The sequence below is a fragment of the Chryseobacterium sp. JM1 genome (assembly GCF_000737715.1).
GTDB lineage: Bacteria > Bacteroidota > Bacteroidia > Flavobacteriales > Weeksellaceae > Chryseobacterium.
Map to the genome: position 1 here is coordinate 110,652 of NZ_JPRN01000009.1, position 19,064 is coordinate 129,715.

General features: G+C 39.4%; 14 protein-coding genes. 1 reads left to right on the forward strand and 13 read right to left on the reverse strand.

What is annotated here, in order from left to right; translation table 11 throughout:
* Nucleotides 1–16 precede the first annotated feature (16 nt).
* The 9 genes from IW22_RS15570 to IW22_RS15610 all read right to left on the reverse strand — a co-directional run bounded on the left by IW22_RS15570 (nucleotide 17) and on the right by IW22_RS15610 (nucleotide 11,515).
* Entirely contained in the window at nucleotides 17–1,642 is a 1,626-nt protein-coding gene (locus tag IW22_RS15570; protein ID WP_034728118.1) for a T6SS phospholipase effector Tle1-like catalytic domain-containing protein, read from the reverse strand.
* A gap of 2 nt (nucleotides 1,643–1,644) precedes the next feature.
* The gene (locus IW22_RS15575; protein WP_034728119.1) at nucleotides 1,645–2,757 is read right to left on the reverse strand and encodes a DUF2931 family protein; all 1,113 of its coding nucleotides are present in this window, start codon (nucleotides 2,755–2,757) and stop codon (nucleotides 1,645–1,647) included.
* A 71-nt stretch (nucleotides 2,758–2,828) separates the two neighbouring features.
* Entirely contained in the window at nucleotides 2,829–4,688 is a 1,860-nt protein-coding gene (locus IW22_RS15580; RefSeq protein WP_117616589.1) for a type VI secretion system Vgr family protein, read from the reverse strand.
* 489 nt (nucleotides 4,689–5,177) lie between these two features.
* Nucleotides 5,178–5,585, reverse strand: coding sequence for a type VI secretion system tube protein TssD (gene tssD, locus IW22_RS15585; RefSeq protein ID WP_034728120.1), 408 nt, complete (start codon nucleotides 5,583–5,585; stop codon nucleotides 5,178–5,180).
* Between the two features lie 210 nt (nucleotides 5,586–5,795).
* A complete protein-coding gene (locus IW22_RS15590; RefSeq protein ID WP_034728121.1) occupies nucleotides 5,796–7,361 on the reverse strand; it encodes an ABC transporter permease/substrate-binding protein in 1,566 nt (521 codons plus the stop codon).
* Complete coding sequence (locus IW22_RS15595) at nucleotides 7,358–8,278, reverse strand: ABC transporter ATP-binding protein (protein WP_034728124.1); 921 nt, start codon at nucleotides 8,276–8,278, stop codon at nucleotides 7,358–7,360. Before IW22_RS15595 ends, IW22_RS15590 begins: the two co-directional genes overlap by 4 nt.
* A gap of 9 nt (nucleotides 8,279–8,287) precedes the next feature.
* Nucleotides 8,288–9,460, reverse strand: coding sequence for an ergothioneine biosynthesis protein EgtB (egtB, locus tag IW22_RS15600; protein ID WP_034728127.1), 1,173 nt, complete (start codon nucleotides 9,458–9,460; stop codon nucleotides 8,288–8,290).
* A 105-nt stretch (nucleotides 9,461–9,565) separates the two neighbouring features.
* Nucleotides 9,566–10,549, reverse strand: a complete 984-nt coding sequence (gene egtD, locus IW22_RS15605; protein ID WP_034728130.1) for an L-histidine N(alpha)-methyltransferase — start codon at nucleotides 10,547–10,549, stop codon at nucleotides 9,566–9,568.
* A 465-nt stretch (nucleotides 10,550–11,014) separates the two neighbouring features.
* Nucleotides 11,015–11,515 (reverse strand): GNAT family N-acetyltransferase, encoded by a 501-nt coding sequence (locus IW22_RS15610; protein WP_034728297.1) that lies wholly within the window; start codon nucleotides 11,513–11,515, stop codon nucleotides 11,015–11,017.
* A 114-nt stretch (nucleotides 11,516–11,629) separates the two neighbouring features.
* Here IW22_RS15610 and IW22_RS15615 point away from each other — a divergent pair, with 114 nt between their 5' ends.
* A complete protein-coding gene (locus IW22_RS15615) occupies nucleotides 11,630–12,070 on the forward strand; it encodes a hypothetical protein (RefSeq protein WP_034728133.1) in 441 nt (146 codons plus the stop codon).
* A gap of 243 nt (nucleotides 12,071–12,313) precedes the next feature.
* Here the strand turns inward: IW22_RS15615 and IW22_RS15620 are convergent, their stop codons facing one another.
* From IW22_RS15620 to IW22_RS15635, 4 genes are read right to left on the reverse strand one after another with little or no spacing between them, the layout of a single operon-like run.
* A complete protein-coding gene (locus IW22_RS15620; protein ID WP_034728138.1) occupies nucleotides 12,314–13,450 on the reverse strand; it encodes a cytochrome-c peroxidase in 1,137 nt (378 codons plus the stop codon).
* A gap of 13 nt (nucleotides 13,451–13,463) precedes the next feature.
* Complete coding sequence (locus IW22_RS15625; protein ID WP_034728141.1) at nucleotides 13,464–14,978, reverse strand: DUF6850 family outer membrane beta-barrel protein; 1,515 nt, start codon at nucleotides 14,976–14,978, stop codon at nucleotides 13,464–13,466.
* Nucleotide 14,979: 1 nt separating this feature from the next.
* Complete coding sequence (locus tag IW22_RS15630) at nucleotides 14,980–16,194, reverse strand: DUF4876 domain-containing protein (protein ID WP_034728143.1); 1,215 nt, start codon at nucleotides 16,192–16,194, stop codon at nucleotides 14,980–14,982.
* Nucleotides 16,195–16,215: 21 nt separating this feature from the next.
* Nucleotides 16,216–19,011, reverse strand: coding sequence for a TonB-dependent receptor plug domain-containing protein (locus tag IW22_RS15635; protein WP_034728146.1), 2,796 nt, complete (start codon nucleotides 19,009–19,011; stop codon nucleotides 16,216–16,218).
* Nucleotides 19,012–19,064 lie beyond the last annotated feature (53 nt).

The following is a 19,064-nucleotide window of genomic DNA, read 5'->3' on the forward strand; positions in this document are numbered from 1 at the left end:
TCAATTTGTTTCTGGGTTAAAACTCCATTCTTCTCCGGTCATCCGTTGGTGAATAAGCAAGACTGTCCATTAACGTATTAATTTTTGCAGATCGGTGCAGATATTTGTTTTTAAGCTTTCGAAGAAGATAATCTGATTTATAAGCAGTCACCACTATCTCTTCTAACTGTATTGCCGCTACCGGATTCTGAACAGGAGTTTCAGAGGTTGTCTCAACTGGGCTTTCTTCCTCAACTTCTGGTTCTTCTTCGTGTTTGAAATTTCCCTTAAGCGTCCACCTTTCATTTTTTTCTATAATGTGATCTTTCATATAGGCTTTTACCTCATCCAGGAAAGTATCATTCAAAGCATAATCTGCCATGACTTTGGAGTATAACAGGTAATTATTATCTTCATTAAGATAAGGCAAGGCATAATCACACATAAAATGAAGCGGAATAAAACTGTATCCTCTATACAGATAACGGGTTCCGGTAAGTGTATATTTCCAATGGGCTTCAATAGCTAACTGTTCTTTTTTAAACCAGCCCTGCTCGATGAGTTCATCCCTAAAAGCATCCAACGAGCCTGAAAAATAAGCCTTTTCAAGCCAGACATATTCCCTTTCCGTCACTCCTTCTACAGGATCCGGCTGATAGCCGCTTTGACTGAGTTCTGCTGATGACATTACATCATGGTTATAACTTCCTCCCACATCGCTATGCACTCCCGGAAAATTTCTTTCTATGCCTGTTTTAAGATCTACAGGCAGAAATCTTGAGAGAGAAAAGTTTTCTCTATGTTCGTCTGCTGCTGTAAAATGCACTGCCTTTCTTGGGGAACCCAGCTGATGCAGGTGTAGTTCACCCACTTTTTTCCTGAAATTCGGAATTAGAAGACAGGTAGGATCATAAGAAGCTACCGTATCATAAATCCCTATAAATCGAACATTCACGGTCATGGAATCTACCAGTTCACGGGATAATCCCGCCTGCAAAAGCGCAGTACCGAAATGTCCAAATTCAGGAAGTTTGCCATCTTTCACCCAGGATTTGTCTATGGACATGAATTCACTGGTCTCATGGTCTACGTCAATTCTTGATGCACCCTGTACAGGTGGATAATAGGCTTTTGGCGCATACGTTCCCATCTGTAAATTATAGGCAAAATTTCTCGCTGCCGCTGCACCACGGCTAAATCCAAAAATATCAACAATTAATTCAATCGATTCTGTATCTTTTTTCTTTAAATCAACAACTTTTCTTGCTAAAGCTTGAGATCCATTTCTTACCTTTCCTACTACTCCCGTTTTTCCACGGCCATATTTAAAGCCTCCCCCCTCATCATCTGCTTTATCAATGGTAGCTATACCTTCGACATAAATTGAATAATTTGCTCTCTCGGTACACATATACTTTCTGGCAACGTTGGTAAAATCATTACCAAAACTATTGTCATCTTTAGCATATTTTTCAAAAATCTTTCTTTCTTCTTCTGATGCTGAAATATTGCGAAACTCACCCTTGCCCTGAACCTTTTTACGTATCTCGGTGTTTTTCAGATTATTTCTGGTTCCATCAAAGAATATTCCACAGGTAATTTTTAAAGTTCCCGGTGGATCTGGCAACGGATTGCCCGTATTGTAAACAAAGGTTTTACCCATGGTTAGTCTTTGTATTTAGTTTTACGTACGATAATTTTACTATTTTTCAACCAAACCTGCCTATCTCCATTCACTAACTTTACCGAAGCAGAGGTTTTGGGAATATTAACTGTCACCCTTAATTCGACTTTAGCATTAGGATTATCGGAAGAAATTTCCTTGAACGCTGGAAATATTTCATTCCCATCAAACTCAATTTCACAGTAATACCTGTTCTCATCTACCCATGAAAAATCAACTTTACTTGGAACGGCCCTTTTTGTAGGGGTATTCCATTTGACGTTGTCTGGGATTATTTTTGGATATTTTTGAATTAATGTTTCTCCAAAAAGTTCCTCCCAACTGCCATTGTAAGCATAAACACCAACATCTTTATTTTTCATATTATTAGGCAATTCTGTTATCAGTGTCCAATTATATTCTTCTCTATAACTGTCCCACAATCCGTAAGGAATCGGCTTGCCTTCGTTTGCCTTGGCCACTTCCGCCGGAACAATTCCAAATTCATGTATAATTTTACGTTGGTATTCAGCATCAAACATATTTTTCTGAGGTCCCGGGCTCAAAGCATCTATTTCAGACTGCGGTATGACTATCTTCTTACTCTGATATCTTCCTATTTCCACCTGTCTTCCCGGTCCGGAAAGCCAAAGCACAACCACACCACCCGGCGCAAAGCCTACAATAATCTTGTTATAATTTTCTTTCCTTGGATTTGGATTGTCTCCACTGGAAGGGGTATAATAGCCGTTTTTGAAAAGATCGGTCATTTTCCCGTTATCCAGATCAGTGTCGATCTCATAAAATATTTTCTCAGCATAAGAAACCCAAATCACATGCAAATGATTGGGAATGCTTTTTTCTCCATTACTCATTCCTCTGTTGGCATCTCCCCATATTCCGCCTGTCGTTCCGCTAAACAAACTTGTAAATTCTCCGTCTGCAGATTCAAATCCTCCACGATACACATCAACAGGGTAACCTAAAGGCGCCGAAGTGGCATCCAACCATTCATATTTTGTCATAGCTTTTGTTTTTTGATGCTCTTTCTTTTCCTGACACGAGATCTGAATGAAGAATAATAAGCTTAATAAATATTGTATTGATTTGTTCATTGTTTAGGAAAATTACTCTTTTACACAGTCATACATTGGATTGATTGATCAAATATTAATGATCATCAATTTTAACCTTTATTCACTTTGGCGTCTATTTTACCCAGCATTTTCGCAACACCGGCACTCTGTAATAAAATATCACCGTTCTTTGCCTGATGAGTCGTTGTAGAAGTCGTCTCTTTCAAATCTCCTGTTATACTGACCGTTTTATTTTCATTAACGGTCTGCTTATAATTTTTTGAAGTGAACTGATGATCATTTGTAATATTCGTGGTATGATCATTTCCTACAATTGTTTTCATATCCTTTCCAACATTAATGGTCATGTTCTCCCCCGCATTGAATATCATATTTTTAGGAGCTGTAACCGTAATATTTCCGGCTCCGTCCATGAAATAATTGTTGCCGCTCGGATCGATAATAGTCACACTTCCTTCCGTATCATTCATTAGAATTCTGATTCCGCTTCTAGTCTGTATGGATTTTAAATGATTGTCTATTCCACCTCCTAATGCGGTTCCCCCATGAAACATTCCTCCCATTACAAAAGGTCTGTCCGGATGGTTATGCACAAAACCTACCATCACCTGGTCACCGACTTCGGGTATGGCTACATATCCTCTGTTCTGGTTGATCTTATCTGTTCCTCCGGCATCGGGAGCCATCATACGGATAAAATTGGTATTGTCATTCATCTGCCAGTCGAATCTTACGGTTACCCTGCCTTGTCCCTGCGGATCTGTATTGGAGATGACCGTAGCGATCTGAGGCTGTGCAATAGGTACCGTAAAGTCCGGTTTTGGTATATATCCTGTATCTGAAGCTATGGCTTCAAATTTTCCACTATAATTTCCCAGAGTATCAACTTCATGAGTGACTTCAGTCATCATCAGTTTTGTAAAATAGGCGGTCTGGTTGCTATCCGTTTTTCGCATTTTAATATCAGCAATACAGCCCGGATATAAAAAAGGAAGAGTGGTACCTCCGGATACCGTAAAAACTTCCACGGCCTTGCTTCCTGATGTAGAAGTCTGGGAAATAACCACATCCATATCAGTGGCCGCTTTTATAGGAGCAACCTGTAATGACGGTGTTTTGAATATTCCCTCATTATTCTGATAAGCTGTTTTTGCTAAATTCCCCATATGTTGTATTGATGTTGCTCCTGAGCTGAGCTTCGCATTGGTACTGCTGTTATACCCATAAAAACTGGGTTTGATATGTACTGCTTTTAATTCAACATTAACGTCGGAAACATTGCTTCCGTAGATCAGTTCCAATGCTTTATTCTGAGGGGGCATATTTCCGAAATGTAAAACTTCTCCATCGTAATAGAACTGTTCTCCGTATGCTTCTGCCATTCTGCAAAGATAATTGTAGTGGGTTTCGTCATACTGAGCACTATAGAGAATCTGTGAAGAAGCTTTTGCATTGATTTTCACATCAAACTTGCTGCTTTCAATTCCCTGTTTGATAATATCGGCTGCGATAATGCCCATATTGACAGGCTGGCTTCCGCCAAAACTCTGGGTATGTGGAGCAGCATCCAATAAAATGGTTGGGCTGTATCCTTTCAATACAATGTTTCCAAGACTGTGATTTTCCTGGCTGAATCCAACTTTGGTAATTACCCCGACAAAAGTTCTTTCGGGGCTGTTGTCAACATCTTTGTATCTGATATTGATGGTTAATCTTCCTCCTAAAAATCTGTTGGCCTGTTCAAGCTCATGATTTTGCTTTTCAGAGAGTGTATCATTCACAAGCACCAGTTCAAACTCATGATGTTTTCTGACACTTTGATGCAGACGGAAATTTTTGAAATGTTTGATGATTTTACCATCAATCACAATATCCAGTTTTACCACACGGTTGATTCCAGGAATATAATTCTCTGCAATCTTATCGGAATTTGAAATATTTTTATCCATATTATTTGATGTGTTTTTTTGTTTTTACTTAAAAAAATTAAAAAATAAATAGATGTTCTATAAAGTTAAAAAACTTTCACAGTATAAAATGACATTCTTCGGCTTATTTTTAAACGCTGAACCATCAAATGGACCATTTTCTTATTAATACTACATGAGTTCGGGACAGGACATCTGGTTAAGGTTTCAGACATCAGACTTTCAACTGGGATAAAGAACGTCGATTGTGAATTTTGCTTCGCAAGTGAATAGTGAATGCTAGATTCAAGAATCAAGATTTTAAATACGAAATATCAGACATCAGACGATAATTTATTAGCTTTATGACTACAATCAGCAACTGATAAACCAGCAACTAGCAACCAAACCCATCATTCATTCAAACACGAATACAAATAGAGACTGTTACAGACAAAAAGACAGAACAGCATCCTTAATGCCGGATGGACCATTCTGTCTGATATTTCTAAAGTTTTTAAAAGCTAAATGCTAAGAAGTAGGCCATTCTGCCTTGTAAGAAGAATTCCCTAAATCGATTTGCTCCGCACTTATGATAAAGCTGATGTACATGCTGTTTTCATCTACTGCGTCGAAATCAACCTCGTGCTGGATCACGTATCCGTTTGTCCATTGCAAAGTAGTTAACGTTCCTTCTTCGTGAGATTTGTTGAAGGTGATCTCTCCGGTGGTAGGCTTGTATTTTCCGTTAAGAAGACTTTCAAGAATATCTGATTTCTCAGTAGCTTCTACTGTGATTTTGATCAGTGCATTAGACGGATCTGATGCTACTCTTCCTGATACGTCTGTGGAACGGGACACGCTGTAATTAAGTTTTAGTAATTTCTGCCCTTCGCCACCGTTGAATTTAAGAATTCCTCTTGAATTTTTGTCTGCCATGATTGGTAAATTTTAATAATTAATATTCTGTGATTTGATGTAATCTATTTCACCAAATATAGAATATTAAATTCGCAATAAGCCCGTTTAATCATAAACATCAGAAAGTGTAGTAGTACTACTACTAACAATCGTTAGGTTTTATAGTAATTGTAAATCAACTATTTACATTATTTTAAAAAAATACAGCAGGCATTATACATCCAATATTTACTTCTCATCAAAATACTTCTTAAGGTCCGAAATACTTTTGATCTTCAACTCCTCAGCCTGTTTTCTGCGCATCATCAGTGCATAGGAATTATTAAATCCAAGCGGTTTCAACCATTGAATTCCATACTGCTTCTGAAATTCAGAATTGACATACTGATAGGTGTTGTCAGCGCTTTGGGTTACCTCTTTCAGGGTTTGTTCTGACGGTTTTAAAAGGACCAGAAGTCCGGTTCCTGTATATTCAGGATAAAAATCGATGCCATCATTGACCAAAGCATCAAAACAGATTTTGGTCCCGCCCAGTCCTGTTTTTGTTTCCACTTTATAATCGGTGTAGCCTTCGATCAGCATTTTATACATTTCGGTGAGAATGTACTGCTCGCCAAAGATCTTCGAGCCAATGCGTACTGTTCCTGAATTCCCTTTCCTGGAGGTTTTATATAATTTATTTTTAACCAAGAAATCCTTTGCAATTCTTTCCGGGGTCTGATGGAGCTGATCAGATTTGTAATTCAGATCCGTCATGATTGAATCGTTAAATTGATTGGCCAGCAGATTCAGGGTTTCTTCAAGTTCAGGAAATTTCTTTAATGTTTTTGTTTTAATAATTGGTGCTGCGAAATACGGGGGGAATATTTTTTTATCATCATTCAGAACATAGAGGTCAAAAGCTTTGATCCTGCCGTCTGTAGAATATCCGCTGATCAGATCCAGTTCCTTTTCATAGGCCGCTTTGTACATAATGGCATCGTTGACAATCACCGGATTCACATTCAGATGATACACAGAACGTAAGCCGAGATCTCCATCCTGTCTTCCCATAAATTCAGGGGTAAAACCTGCTTTAATGCTGTTCTTAGAAACAGCGGTGAACAGATAAGCTGCTCCTACAATGATCAGAATGGCCGGAACAATATACTTCAGCTTTTGGAACAGCCGATACCCTGATTTCTGTACCAGTGCAATCGTCTGATCCAGCAAAACAGCCAATAATGCGGCAGGAATGGCTCCGGCAAGGATCATATTCGTATTGTTGAGAGAAATTCCGCCGAAGATAAATTCACCCAAACCACCTGCTGCGACAAATGATGCTAAAGTCGCCACTCCAACATTGATCACCGCTGCTGTTCTTATTCCCGCAATGATAACAGGCATCGCCAGAGGAAGTTCTACTTTAAAGAGAAGCTGACTTTTATTCATCCCCATCGCTTTGGCCGCTTCGATAACGGTTGAATTCACTTCTGTAATTCCCGTGTAGGTATTCCGGATGATGGGTAATAAAGCGTAGATCAGCAAGGCAACGATGGCCGGTTTGGCCCCGATTCCGAATGCAGGGATCATAAATCCTAGCAATGCAATACTCGGAATGGTCTGTAAAATACCCGCCACACCCAACACAGGGCTGGACAGCTTTCTTTTTCGTGCGATCATTATTCCCAACGGTACACCAATGATGATCGCCAGAATTAATGACAGAAAGGTAAGTCCCAGATGCTGTACAACCTGGGTCAGTAATTTTTCCTGCTGTTCGATGATGAACTGCCAAAGACTTTGCTGTGTCATACGATCTGTAATTTTCTGTACTCATTAAAAGCCCTGATCAGGTTTTCGTAATGGTCTGTATTTTTATGATCTGAACTTAATTTCTGTAAAGCCTCCCAAACATTGGTTCTTTCTGTCAATTTAAATTCACTCAGTAAATGATCCGAATTAACAAAACCACTGACCTCTTTCAATGTGGCGATCTTATATTCCAGTAAAAGCCGGTTTTCAGCAAAAAAATCAGTCACAAAATCGTTTTCAGGATGATAAAGCATTTCTTTAGGCGTTCCTGTCTGAATAATTTTCCCTTCGTCCATTAAACATATCCGGTGCCCCAGTTCAAAAGCTTCCTGAACATCATGAGTAACGAGGATAATGGTTTTATTTTTAAGTTCTTCCAATGATTTAAATTCTGAATGAATATCTGCCTTCGTAATATTGTCCAGCGCTCCGAAAGGCTCATCCATCAGTAAAACAGGTGTATTGGCGATCAAAGCTCTTGCAATTCCCACTCTCTGCTGCTGTCCGCCGCTCAGTTCATCCGGAAACCTTGAAAGGACTTCTTCAGAAAGATGAAGCTTATCCAGCAACTCTTCGGTTCTGTTTTCTGTTTTTTTCCTGTCCCATTTGAGTAATTCCGGAACTACAGCAATATTCTGCCTAATGGTATAATGAGGAAACAGGCCGGAATGCTGCATCACAAAACCAATGCCCATGCGTAGTTCTTCCGGTTTCTGATCACGGATATTCTTACCGTCGATCAAAATTTGTCCGGAGTCTGCTTCTATAAGTCGATTGATCATTTTAAGCGTGGTTGTTTTTCCACACCCGCTGGTTCCCAAAAGCACCAGAATTTCCTGATCATGGGCCTGAAAAGAAATATGGTCAACGGCTGGTTTCCCGTTAAAGTTCTTTGAAACTGATTCAACTGTAATCATCGTCAACAATTATCGGGCAAGTCTGATTCCTGTGAACTGCCATTTCAGGTTGGTCTGGAAGAAATTACGATAGGTATTTCTGCTGTGTCCGGGAGGTGTAGCATCGGAGGCACCGCGTAAAACCATCTGATTGACCATGAATTTTCCGTTGTACTCTCCTACTGCCCCCGCTTCCTTTTTGAAGCCGGGATAAGGCAGATAAGCGGAATTGGTCCATTCCCAGCGGCTTCCCCAATCGAAATGATCGGAAGCGACCTCCCATTCAGCTTCTGTTGGCAGGCGCATTCCTTTCCAGGAAGCAAAAGCAGACGCTTCATAAAAATTGATGTGACAAACGGCGTCATCGAGGTCTAATTCCTGTAAACCGTTTAGGGTATAATTCATCCATTTTCCTTCAATCTGATGCCAATACAGCGGAGATTTTGCGTTGTTTTGTCTGACCCAATCCCATCCTTCGGCGTGCCAGTGTTTAAAATCCGAATAACCGCCGGATTCCATAAATTCAAGGTATTCTCTATTGGTGACTAACTGGTTGGCTATTTCAAAATCATTCAGAAAAACCTTATGTCTTCCCATTTCATTATCGAAACAGAAACCTTCTCCGTCAAAACCTATTTCATACACACCTTCTGAAAACATGATCATTTCTGTATGCTTTGGTTTTTCTTTTCTGGAAACACTTTCTTTTGTATAAGCCGGAAAAAGTGGATTGTGCCCTAAAATATATTTGATATCGGTAATCAATAACTCCTGATGCTGCTGTTCATGATTTAAACCTAATTCCATCAGCGGTTCAACAGCTTCAGTCATGAACTGGCTCTGAAGAAAGATGCTCATATGTTCGTCTACATATTTTCTGTATTTGTAAATATCTGAAACGGAAGGACGGCTTAAATTTCCACGGTCGGTACGGATCACTCTCGCTCCTATCGTCTCATAATAGCTGTTAAAAACAAAATTATACTGCGGATCAAAAACTTTATAGTCAGGGAAGTTCGGAACCAGAATAAAAGTTTCAAAAAACCAGGTGGTATGACCCAGATGCCACTTCGGAGGACTCACATCAACGATGGGCTGCACCACATAATCTTCTATTTCCAGAGGAGCACATATTTTTTCAGAATGTTTTCTGATGTCTGTATATTTTTTTACTAAATCTGATGTTACTATATTCTGTGTCATGTTCTTTAGTTTTGGGGAGTTTATTTGGTTCGGGGATTTTTTTTTCTCACGCAGATTGGGCGGATGGAGCAGATTTAAAAAATAAAACTCTACATATTCTATTCGTTATTGCACCTGCCATACTGCGTCTACAAACCACTTTTTGGAATCTTTGATTTCTCCTGCTTTTTTAAATCCCGATTTTTCTCTTAATTCCTCAATATTTTCGGTTGAAAACTTTTGTGAAATTTCCATATCAATCAATTCATTTTCTTCAAATGAAATAGGATCGCTTCCTATTGTTACAGTTTGATTTTTCAGGCTTACCAGAAAACTTCTGCAGGCTCCGCTGATGGGATCATAGTTTTGATAATGCTGAAACAGATCCAGATTAAAATTACCATCCAGTTCCGTGTTGATACGGGTCAGAAGATTGAGATTAAATGCAGCAGTAATTCCTGTACTATCGTTATAGGCATTTAAAATCGTGTGAGGGTTTTTCTTCAGGTCGAAACCAATCAGAACTCGGTCACCGGATGCCAGATTCCGGTTTAAATCAGAACAGAACTGATCCGCTTCATCGATTTTCATATTTCCGATATTGCTCCCCAAAAACAGGATCACCTTCCTTCTTGACGATAACGAGGCTGCTTTCTGAAGCATGTCAAAATACTCGCCTTCCAGGGAAACTATTTCCAACCCGGGAAGTTTTTCATTTAATTTTTCATTTAATTCCGTCAGAATATGACCGGAAATATCGATAGGCATATAGGTAAAATCTGTTCCTTTTTCTACAAGATATTGGAGTAAAAATGTAGATTTCATCGCATCTCCTGCACCCAGCTCTATCAAATCGAAAGGTTCGTTTTCCGGAATGATCAGGCGGGCAAGATCTGCTGTTTTATTTTGGAAAATATCGAGTTCACATTGGGTAAGATAATATTCCGGCATGGCCATGATCTCCTGGAAAAGACGGTCACCTGTTTCATCATAAAAATATTTGGAGGATAACCTTTTGGGACTGCTTTTTAAACCTTCCAAAACATCCTCGCGAAAATGATCAACATGAATATCTTCCACCTTCGAATGTGGTTTTAACTGTAAATTCATATGTTTTAATTTGTTTGGTTTTTAGTTAACTACAACTATCTTGCCGTCTCAACACTGAATTCGCTCAGCATTTTCTCTATCTAATATAAATAATTTTAATTGTTGGTGTATAGGTTTTAGAATGTTTTTAGAAGATGTGGTACTTTTTGCTCATGAATGATGATTGATTGGTGATGTCGGATTTTCAACTGGATTAAGAAGGTGAATGGTGAATTTTAGGTGACAGGTAGCAGATATTAGGTAGCAGGCTGTAGGAATTAGAGACTGTGCCGAAGGTTAAAACCAGGCAGCTTTTGGTTTTGATTTTAAGTGGTATTGATGTCAATGGTGAATTTTGCTTCGCAAGTGAATAGTGAATACTAGAATCAAAATTTTAGACGTCAGGCGATAATTTATTAGCTTAATTACTACCAACCAGCAACTAATAAACTAGCAACCAATAAACTAGCAACCAGCAACCAAAAATTACTTTGTCTGTGTCAGTTCATATTCAATTTCGCCATCACTTAAATCGGCAGTTTTCACAAAATGAAGGCGCTCCAGAAGTTTCATTGCAGGATCGTTTTCCTGGCTTGTAGCTGCCCAGATGCGTTTCAGCCTCATCGTATTTAATCCAAAATCAATAGCGAGTGACATTCCATCGGTCATATAACCCTGGCCGTAATATTTGGGTAATAAAACACAGCCTAACTCACCCTCTCCCTTATTCAGTCCGCGATAATAGCCACAGGTTCCAACGATTTGATGGGTTTCATTATCTACAATTCCCCAGTGAATGGAATTCCCGTCCAGATAATCCCGATCGATTCTGGCCTGCATTTCGGCTGCCTGTTCAACAGTTTCTGCCTGAACAGCATCATAAAACGAAATTTCAATTAGGTCCGGAATATCAGCATCCATAATCTGACGTAATGATACTCTGCTGCCTTTCACATTTGGAAAATCGTTCAACTGAAATTGTTTCATGGTGTAAATTGTATTAGTTTTGAAAATGAACATGATCATTCATAAAGTTACTCCCATGAACTCTATGGATTACAATTCACTAAAAATACCATTAATTTTAATATCAAAAGATAAATGCCATTCAATCCTTCCTTGTTAACCGAAAAGCTGCATCACCGGGACTATGATTTTTTTATCTTTAATGAAAATATTTCCGAAATTATTTTCAACGGAGATGAGATTATTCTTAAGGTCATCCGGGTAGAAAAAAGCGAAATACCGGATTTCACTTCGTTTATCATTTCAGCGATGGGTGTTTCAGGATCAGATGAGTGTGATATGCAAAGCGCAAGTATTATTTCAAGCGATCAAGCATCAATGCAACAAACAATCACTGATTTTCAAACCTATTGGAAAATCGATCTGGCCATTGAAACGTATATCAAAGGTGACATTCAACATATCTATGAAATGGATACCGACCCCAGTAAAAAGGGCTATGGCAGCGAGATAAGCTATGGTATTGAGACCTCAACTTCTTTTGTCTATTTCTTTACGCATCATTTTTATTATTGATAATTGATGGCAATCATAAAAAAATCCTTATAGGTTTTCAAAACCTATAAGGATTGTGGCTAATCTGTTTAACTTGGGGAAGAGATGAGCTTTTTACCAAGTTTCGAAATTAATACCTGGATTTTAATAACTTCTCTCTTCGAGCTTCAGGCTTCCTTCCATCATGATAAAAACTGAAATATCTTATCCCGAATTAAATTGAATTAATAACTCATCATCGAAAACTTATCACTCTCTGAAATTCTATTTCCTTGGAATCTCAGGACGCGGCATTTTATAATAACTTCCTGACATGCTTTTCAGAAAGGCTACGACGGCATCCACTTCCTGTTCATTGAGTTTTAACGGTTTCATCAGATGGTCTGTGACCGGAAAATTGGGGTCTGCTTTCTTTTCTTCAGGACTTGGATTGATCATCTGCATTCCGCTGTTGTAGAGGCTTACTACGCCGTACAGATCGTCCATGAGGCCATTGTGCATCCATGGAGCGGTATAATCCAGATCTCTTAAGGAAGGCGTCTTGAATTTTCCTACATCCTCTGCTTTTTTGGTAATATGGTACAGTCCCAGATCTTCATATTCTCTTTTGTAATAGGTAAGACCGATATTATGGAATGACTCATCCGTAAGATTTTTCCCGTTGTGACAGTTCATACATCTTGCTTTGGTTCGGAATAAGTGCATCCCGTAAATTTCCTTGTCGCTTAATGCTTTATGGTCACCTTTTATAAATTTATCCAGTCTGCTCGGCTGGCTTCTGATGGTTTTCTGAAATACGGCTAAAGCTTTGGCTATTTTATCGAAAGTAATTTTATCGGTCTGATAAACGTCTTTAAAAAGCTGTCTGTATTCCGTGAGTTTAGACAATTTTCCGGCTAGTTTTTCCGGCTTCATATTCATTTCATTGTGGGCAGAAATAGGCCCTACCAGCTGTTCTTCCAGTGTTTTGGCTCTTCCGTCCCAGAAATAGGAGGTTCTGTCTGCAATATTAAACAGCGATTGCGTATTTCGTTTTCCCTGTAAATGATCATGCCCCAATGCGACCTCCTGGCGGTCTGCCCAACCCATTTCGGGATTGTGACAGCTACTGCATGAAATCTGGCTGGATGCCGACAATTTAGGATCGAAAAACAGTTTCTTTCCAAGCACGACTTCAGGAAGTTCCTGCGTATCGTAATAATTTGAATCCCACTCTATTGCTTCAAATTCCTTCCAGTTGACGCCTGCATCTATAGAAGGCGCAGGCCAGTTTTTCACCGGCTTTTTGTACTGTTCTATGACTTCTCCATAATCTACTCTGTATTGCTGCATGGTGTTCTGCATAAAAAGGAAAACAATGGCTCCTATCAGCAAAATGACTTTAAATCCTGACAACTTCATGATCTTTCTGTTTTTAAAAAATAGTTCCTATCGTGGCCGCAAAATAGGTATTGCTCCCGTTCTGAAAATGGCTGTATATGACTTTTCCTCCTGCGAATGCATTCTTAACAACGGGTAGCGTAAAATGAAAATTAACATCAACCTTCGCTTGCCAAAAATCCGATGACTGGAAAGCATAATTCTCCTGCAACATCTGGTTAATGGATGGTTTTCCTGAATTATTGAAAAGCCCGCTTTTCTTATACACATCCGTCACGGAAATTCCCAGAGAAACGGAAAGCGCTAAATCGCTGCTAAAAGTTTTCAGCCACTGATAATCGGCACCGTATATCATCCTGTTCAGCTCAACCACAGACAGCGGATTGCTGTATTTTTCCTTTTCCTGAACCCAGCCGAAGAAAGGTACCAGTGAAGATTTTACATTCGTATTTTCAATCTGCAAAAGCCCTTTAAAGAGGATATTATTGATCTTATGATTGTATCTTTCCACAGTTCCGATCCGGATATAATTTCTGGAATTTTCGTTCAGGAAGAGGTTTTCCGTTCCTTTTCTTTCCGTGCTGTTTCCGTCGGCTGAAATTCCCCAGACGATTTTTCCGGTATTAAAAAATTTCCCGATTGAGGCATTCAACAGCTGTTCATCAATTTTTGAGGCATTGAGATCTGTATATTCGGTCAGGAATTTATCCATATTGAATTTTTTAAATTCCAGATTAAGATACCAGTTTCTATTGCTGGCTTCGAAAATCTGTAAACCTCCTCCATACGACCAGCCTTCGTAATAGGCCTGACGAAGTTTCCCGGAAAGCAGTTCGTTGTAATTACCCAATCCATTCATATTGTAAATCATAGGAAACCCCTGGTTGCTGACAAAGCTCAAATAATGTTTCTGGGTGTATTTCTCTCCTTCCAGATAGGCTCCAACTTTAAATTTATCAGAAACCAGTTTATTGGCTCCCAGTGCTAAAGAAAAGTTGGCCGATGTATTTTTCGGCCTTGGATCTATATCCCTGTAGCTTAAATTGGCTCTGTAGCTTCCTGTAATCCCGATTGTATAAGAATTAATTGCCTTTGAATAACCTCCTGAAAAGCTGTAGTTTTCAAACTTCATATCTCCTCCCACACTGTCGGCGGCTACATAAGGATAAATCAGGTCATAATCAGCATTTTCGTTCCATACCATCTGTTTGGTTTTTCCTTTGGTATACGAAGCACTGCCCCAAACGGTTGTTTTCGGATCCAGATTTTGTAAGGAATAGGCTTCAGCGCCCCACAGATTTTTTCCTTTGCCTTTCTGCTGAATTTCATTGGGTGTATCTGTGTTTTCTGTCATCAGCTTAAACGTTGTGATATTGTACTTCCTTGCGCCCAACTTATTGGCAGGATTGGTATTGAGATTTTCTTTAAATAGCCTTTCATAACTGTACTCCTCATGAACTTTTTTCATGATGGAATCATTCACCTGAGCTTGGAATTTTGCACAAGACAAAACGGTAAACACCAAAAGTATGGAACGAAAATTTTTCATTTTAGTTAAATAATGAAGGTTTTACTCCATGTTCAAAATCTGCTGTGGAATTGTTCGTATCCTTAAAAAGATTTTTACCTTCCACATTCTTTCCGATCACCTTTCTGCGGACCGATTTTCCGAAACGGTTTTTATCTCCATCAAATGCACTTACCGAAGTCCATCCCATGTCCAATGACGGCGAAGTCACCAGCCACTGGAAAGAATCCTGTACACTTAAATTTACTGCATCTGTGATCCATTCATTCGGAATTTTAACGGCAGTTCCATCCATCGGGTATGTTTCTCCTCCAAACGTAAGCGTATATTGGTAGGTGTATGAATTCTGTGCGATCAGAGCATCACTGGTCATTCCCTGAGGCATACGGGCTAAAGCATAAGCATAATATCCCTGCGTATGAATCACCATTTTTTCAAAGACGTTCACCATTTTCGGAACGGCCGGATTGTCGATGTCATCAGAATCTTCTTTAAAAATCTGAAAGTTGGCATTAGAAAGATTAATGGATAAACTATTAAATTCCTTGTGATTGATGGCATCCTCAGCAATGATAATCGATTCACCAGCCTTTACCGGATTCGTATTTCCTGTTCCCGGAATTCTAATGATCGCTCCGGCAGATAAAGTACTTGCCATGATATTTGGGGTGTAATCCTGCTTTTCGTTCGTCATAAAAGCGGACTGGATCAACAGCATTCCATCCGCATATAAAGTCTGGTCTGTATTGTTAGTGATTTTAAAATATTGGTCCCCGAAGTACATCGCGCCTTGCGGGGTTTTGGTTCCTGTGAAAAATACTTCCTCCAGAATAAGATCACTGCTTCCTGATTTTAAAGCCAAATCAATAGTTTTGCTTACCTCGCTGCCATTGATGACCACACCTGTCTGTACTCCGCTTACTTTAGCTTCCGTAAGTTCGGCATTATTGGTGTAAACGACAGTTCCTTCTGCCGTCATATGATAGGTTCCGGAAGGAAGAACCACCTGTAAAGTATTCGTGTTTTTAAGTTCCTGAGTCGTGGTAAATCCGGTGTTCAGTTCTTTGAAAGTTACTGTAAGATGTTTGTATTCCTTTACCTGAATATCTGTGGGAACTACTTTAAGTTCCAATTTTAATGAAGTCTGTGCTTCCGGCGAATCTGAATCTGAAGAACAGGCCGTAAAGCTGACCAAAGCACATAATACGATCAGTGTTCGTAATAATTGTTTTAACATAGTGTATTGAATTGAATTTGTTTATAAATTGAAGTTGATCTCCATTCCGAAGTAGGGATCCTGAGCTCCTTTCCTGTTGATGGTTACTCCATTCACCGAATAAGGTGCGTAATAACTGAACAGCCTGCTCGCAAACATGGAAACCACAATGGCTTTATTTCTGAAGCTTTTGGTGACTTTCAGATTAAGATTCATTTCCATCGGTCTTCTGGTGGCATTGTAGAGATCGTTATTCTGAGCGATAATTAAACTTTCAAGAATAGTTCCCTGAACCGCTTCTGGATTGAATGGAAATATATTCCCGTTCTGATCTACATAATGGCTGGGAACGCCATTCATAGGAGATAGTTTCCTCATCGAATACCATGAAAACTGAAAAGAGGATGAAAATACAAGATCCAGTTTGGGAATATACGTATCCAGCATAAGATTGGTATTCAGGACTTCATTGGCGGAATTCGGTTCCATGCCTTCGTACAATCCGAGGTAAGGATAAGGTCTTCCGTTGATGGTTAAATCTCTACTTCTGTATACCGGCATACCGTTGCCGTATTTTGTGCGAAACCAAGCTCCATTCAGCGTAAAACGGGTATTGATCACCGGAATACGGTTGGTAGAATATTGAAACTCTATTCCTTCTTTATCGATTCTGCTTCCGTTTCGTTGGGTTGTGTAGAGGAAGTTTTCATTGACCGTCTGATAAGGAAGCGTATTCACATCCGGCGGCGCAGTTATTCCATCATGATTAAGACCTGAGGTGTCGTATTTTTTGTACTGATATCCCGCATACTGGTTCATAGAACGGAAAGCATTATCCATATTTTCTTTAAAAACCGTCACCGATAACTGGTGCAGTCCCAAACTGAAATCCATCCTTGCTTCAAACTTTTCATTGACAGCAGGCTCTATTTCAGGGTTCTGGGGATTATAGATCATGGTTTTATAATTCACCCTTCTGTAATTTGGATTGTTGTGAAAATAATTCAGCTGTTGGACATCTTTGTAAACCAGTTCCGGGTACAAAAGGTTCAGGTCAGGAAAGAGACTTTGCTTTCCATAACCCAATGTTAAAGCGATCTGTGCTTTTTTATTCGCCATCTGAAAGGAAGGAAATTCCCACTGAAGGTTGGCTCTTGGATCGGCATATACTTTTCCGTTCATTGTAAAATTGGAAGGAAGATTCTGCATCGAGTTTCCTCTTATTCCCAATGCCACCGTCAGCTTATTTTTACCCAGATTCACCGTACTGATGGATTCAAGGAATAAGGCTGTCGTACTGTAAGCCGGAACATCGCGGTAAGCACGCGGTCTGAATGTAGCTTTTGGATCAATAGGTCTGTAAACGTCGAACTGCTGTCCTCCGCCCCAGTTTTTACTTAGCTGCCAGTCGAAACCTGCATTGAATTCATTTTTAAGCCACTTATAGTCAAGTTGGAAATTGTTTACCATCTTCAGGAATATGTCAAAAGGCTTCCCGTCTACCTGATAATCCGAAATATATTGAGCCTGCGGATAATAACCATCATACTCTCCTTCGGTTCTTGATAAGGGAAAAGCTGTTGCATTTTCAAGCTGGATAAATTTGGTCTGTTTTATTTTATCAAACCTTTGATTCACCGTCGCCTGAATTTCTGTAGACCGATAAAATGAAGGTTCCGTTTTCGTATAATTCAATATATTGGATAGACTGAACATATGATTATTCACCTCATAAGAATTCAGCTCAGACAAATCTACATCAGGATCAGATTTTGAACCGTCGAGAGAACCGGTGTAGCTCAGATGAGACTGCCACCTGAAAGTTCCTTTGTCGTATTTTTTATCTTTGGAAACCGCCAGATTTGTGGTGATTCTTTTATAGTTTTCGAGTCTGTCTCTGGGGTCTGATTTCGCATCCAGATAATCCAGACCGGTGTTGATTTTCAGGTCACCTTCTTTGTTCTCAAAACCTTTGCTTACTGCGAAAAGTTTGCTGTAACCATCCGCTTTAAATCTGGCTTTCCACTTAGAATATCCTGATTTATTGGTGATCTTCACAATTCCTGAAGTCAGGTTTCCATAGACCACAGAAGGAATTCCGCGCAGTATTTCCACACTTTCGATCTGATCTGTAGATATACTCCGCATATCCACACCACTTGTTATATTCAGTCTTCTTTTCAGACCGTTATTGCTTTTATCCAAAAAATCGTAGGTGTACTGAAGGTTTGCCCCTGAGTTCAATGGAGCCCCATCCACCAGAAAAGTCGTTCCCATGGATGAAGTGTTGTAATCATTTCCCGGATTTCCCGTTTCCCGAAGATGGATTTTATTGACCTGGTTCAAAACCGGATCGCCGGATCTTCCACCGGGAAGCAGTTCCAAAAGGTCGGTAAAACTCGAAGGCTGAAGGTGCTGCATCGCCCGCTGACCGATAACAGATGATGAGGTCAGGCCCTTCCCTTCTTTGGCGGTAATCACCACTTCTTCGATACTGTTGATCTTTTCAGTGAGATAAACTGTAAAAGTTTCAGCTTTAGTGACTGTTATTTTATTGGAGTAGCCAAGATTATTATTCTTCCGGATTTCCACCTTATAACTTCCGGGAACTGCCTGCAATACAGCTATCCCTTTATCATTAGTAAAAACTGTATATTGGTTTTCATCCGACTTCATTTGTATTTCCGAACTCTCAGCAGATCCGAAATTGTGGTCTTTGACCTCAAAAGTAATGGTTACACTTCTGTCCTGTGATTTGAACGTCGAAACAGTAAGAAAGAAGAAAAGAAAACTGAAAAATTGAAATTTAAAAGTAAATTTTGAAACATTATTTAACATCAAGCATTATTCTTCCGGCAAAGTTAGGAGCCTCAAAACAGCTTTACTAATTT

What these genes read in the sequence shown, in the direction of transcription:
- IW22_RS15590 (WP_034728121.1), bottom strand. Translation starts at nt 7,361, where the DNA reads ATGACACAGCAAAGTCTTTGGCAGTTCATCATCGAACAGCAGGAAAAA.
- IW22_RS15595 (WP_034728124.1), bottom strand. Translation starts at nt 8,278, where the DNA reads ATGATTACAGTTGAATCAGTTTCAAAGAACTTTAACGGGAAACCAGCC.
- IW22_RS15610 (WP_034728297.1), bottom strand. Translation starts at nt 11,515, where the DNA reads ATGAAACAATTTCAGTTGAACGATTTTCCAAATGTGAAAGGCAGCAGA.
- IW22_RS15570 (WP_034728118.1), bottom strand. Translation starts at nt 1,642, where the DNA reads ATGGGTAAAACCTTTGTTTACAATACGGGCAATCCGTTGCCAGATCCA.
- IW22_RS15575 (WP_034728119.1), bottom strand. Translation starts at nt 2,757, where the DNA reads ATGAACAAATCAATACAATATTTATTAAGCTTATTATTCTTCATTCAG.
- tssD (WP_034728120.1), bottom strand. Translation starts at nt 5,585, where the DNA reads ATGGCAGACAAAAATTCAAGAGGAATTCTTAAATTCAACGGTGGCGAA.
- IW22_RS15630 (WP_034728143.1), bottom strand. Translation starts at nt 16,194, where the DNA reads ATGTTAAAACAATTATTACGAACACTGATCGTATTATGTGCTTTGGTC.
- IW22_RS15620 (WP_034728138.1), bottom strand. Translation starts at nt 13,450, where the DNA reads ATGAAGTTGTCAGGATTTAAAGTCATTTTGCTGATAGGAGCCATTGTT.
- IW22_RS15635 (WP_034728146.1), bottom strand. Translation starts at nt 19,011, where the DNA reads ATGTTAAATAATGTTTCAAAATTTACTTTTAAATTTCAATTTTTCAGT.
- IW22_RS15580 (WP_117616589.1), bottom strand. Translation starts at nt 4,688, where the DNA reads ATGGATAAAAATATTTCAAATTCCGATAAGATTGCAGAGAATTATATT.
- egtB (WP_034728127.1), bottom strand. Translation starts at nt 9,460, where the DNA reads ATGACACAGAATATAGTAACATCAGATTTAGTAAAAAAATATACAGAC.
- IW22_RS15615 (WP_034728133.1), top strand. Translation starts at nt 11,630, where the DNA reads ATGCCATTCAATCCTTCCTTGTTAACCGAAAAGCTGCATCACCGGGAC.
- IW22_RS15625 (WP_034728141.1), bottom strand. Translation starts at nt 14,978, where the DNA reads ATGAAAAATTTTCGTTCCATACTTTTGGTGTTTACCGTTTTGTCTTGT.
- egtD (WP_034728130.1), bottom strand. Translation starts at nt 10,549, where the DNA reads ATGAATTTACAGTTAAAACCACATTCGAAGGTGGAAGATATTCATGTT.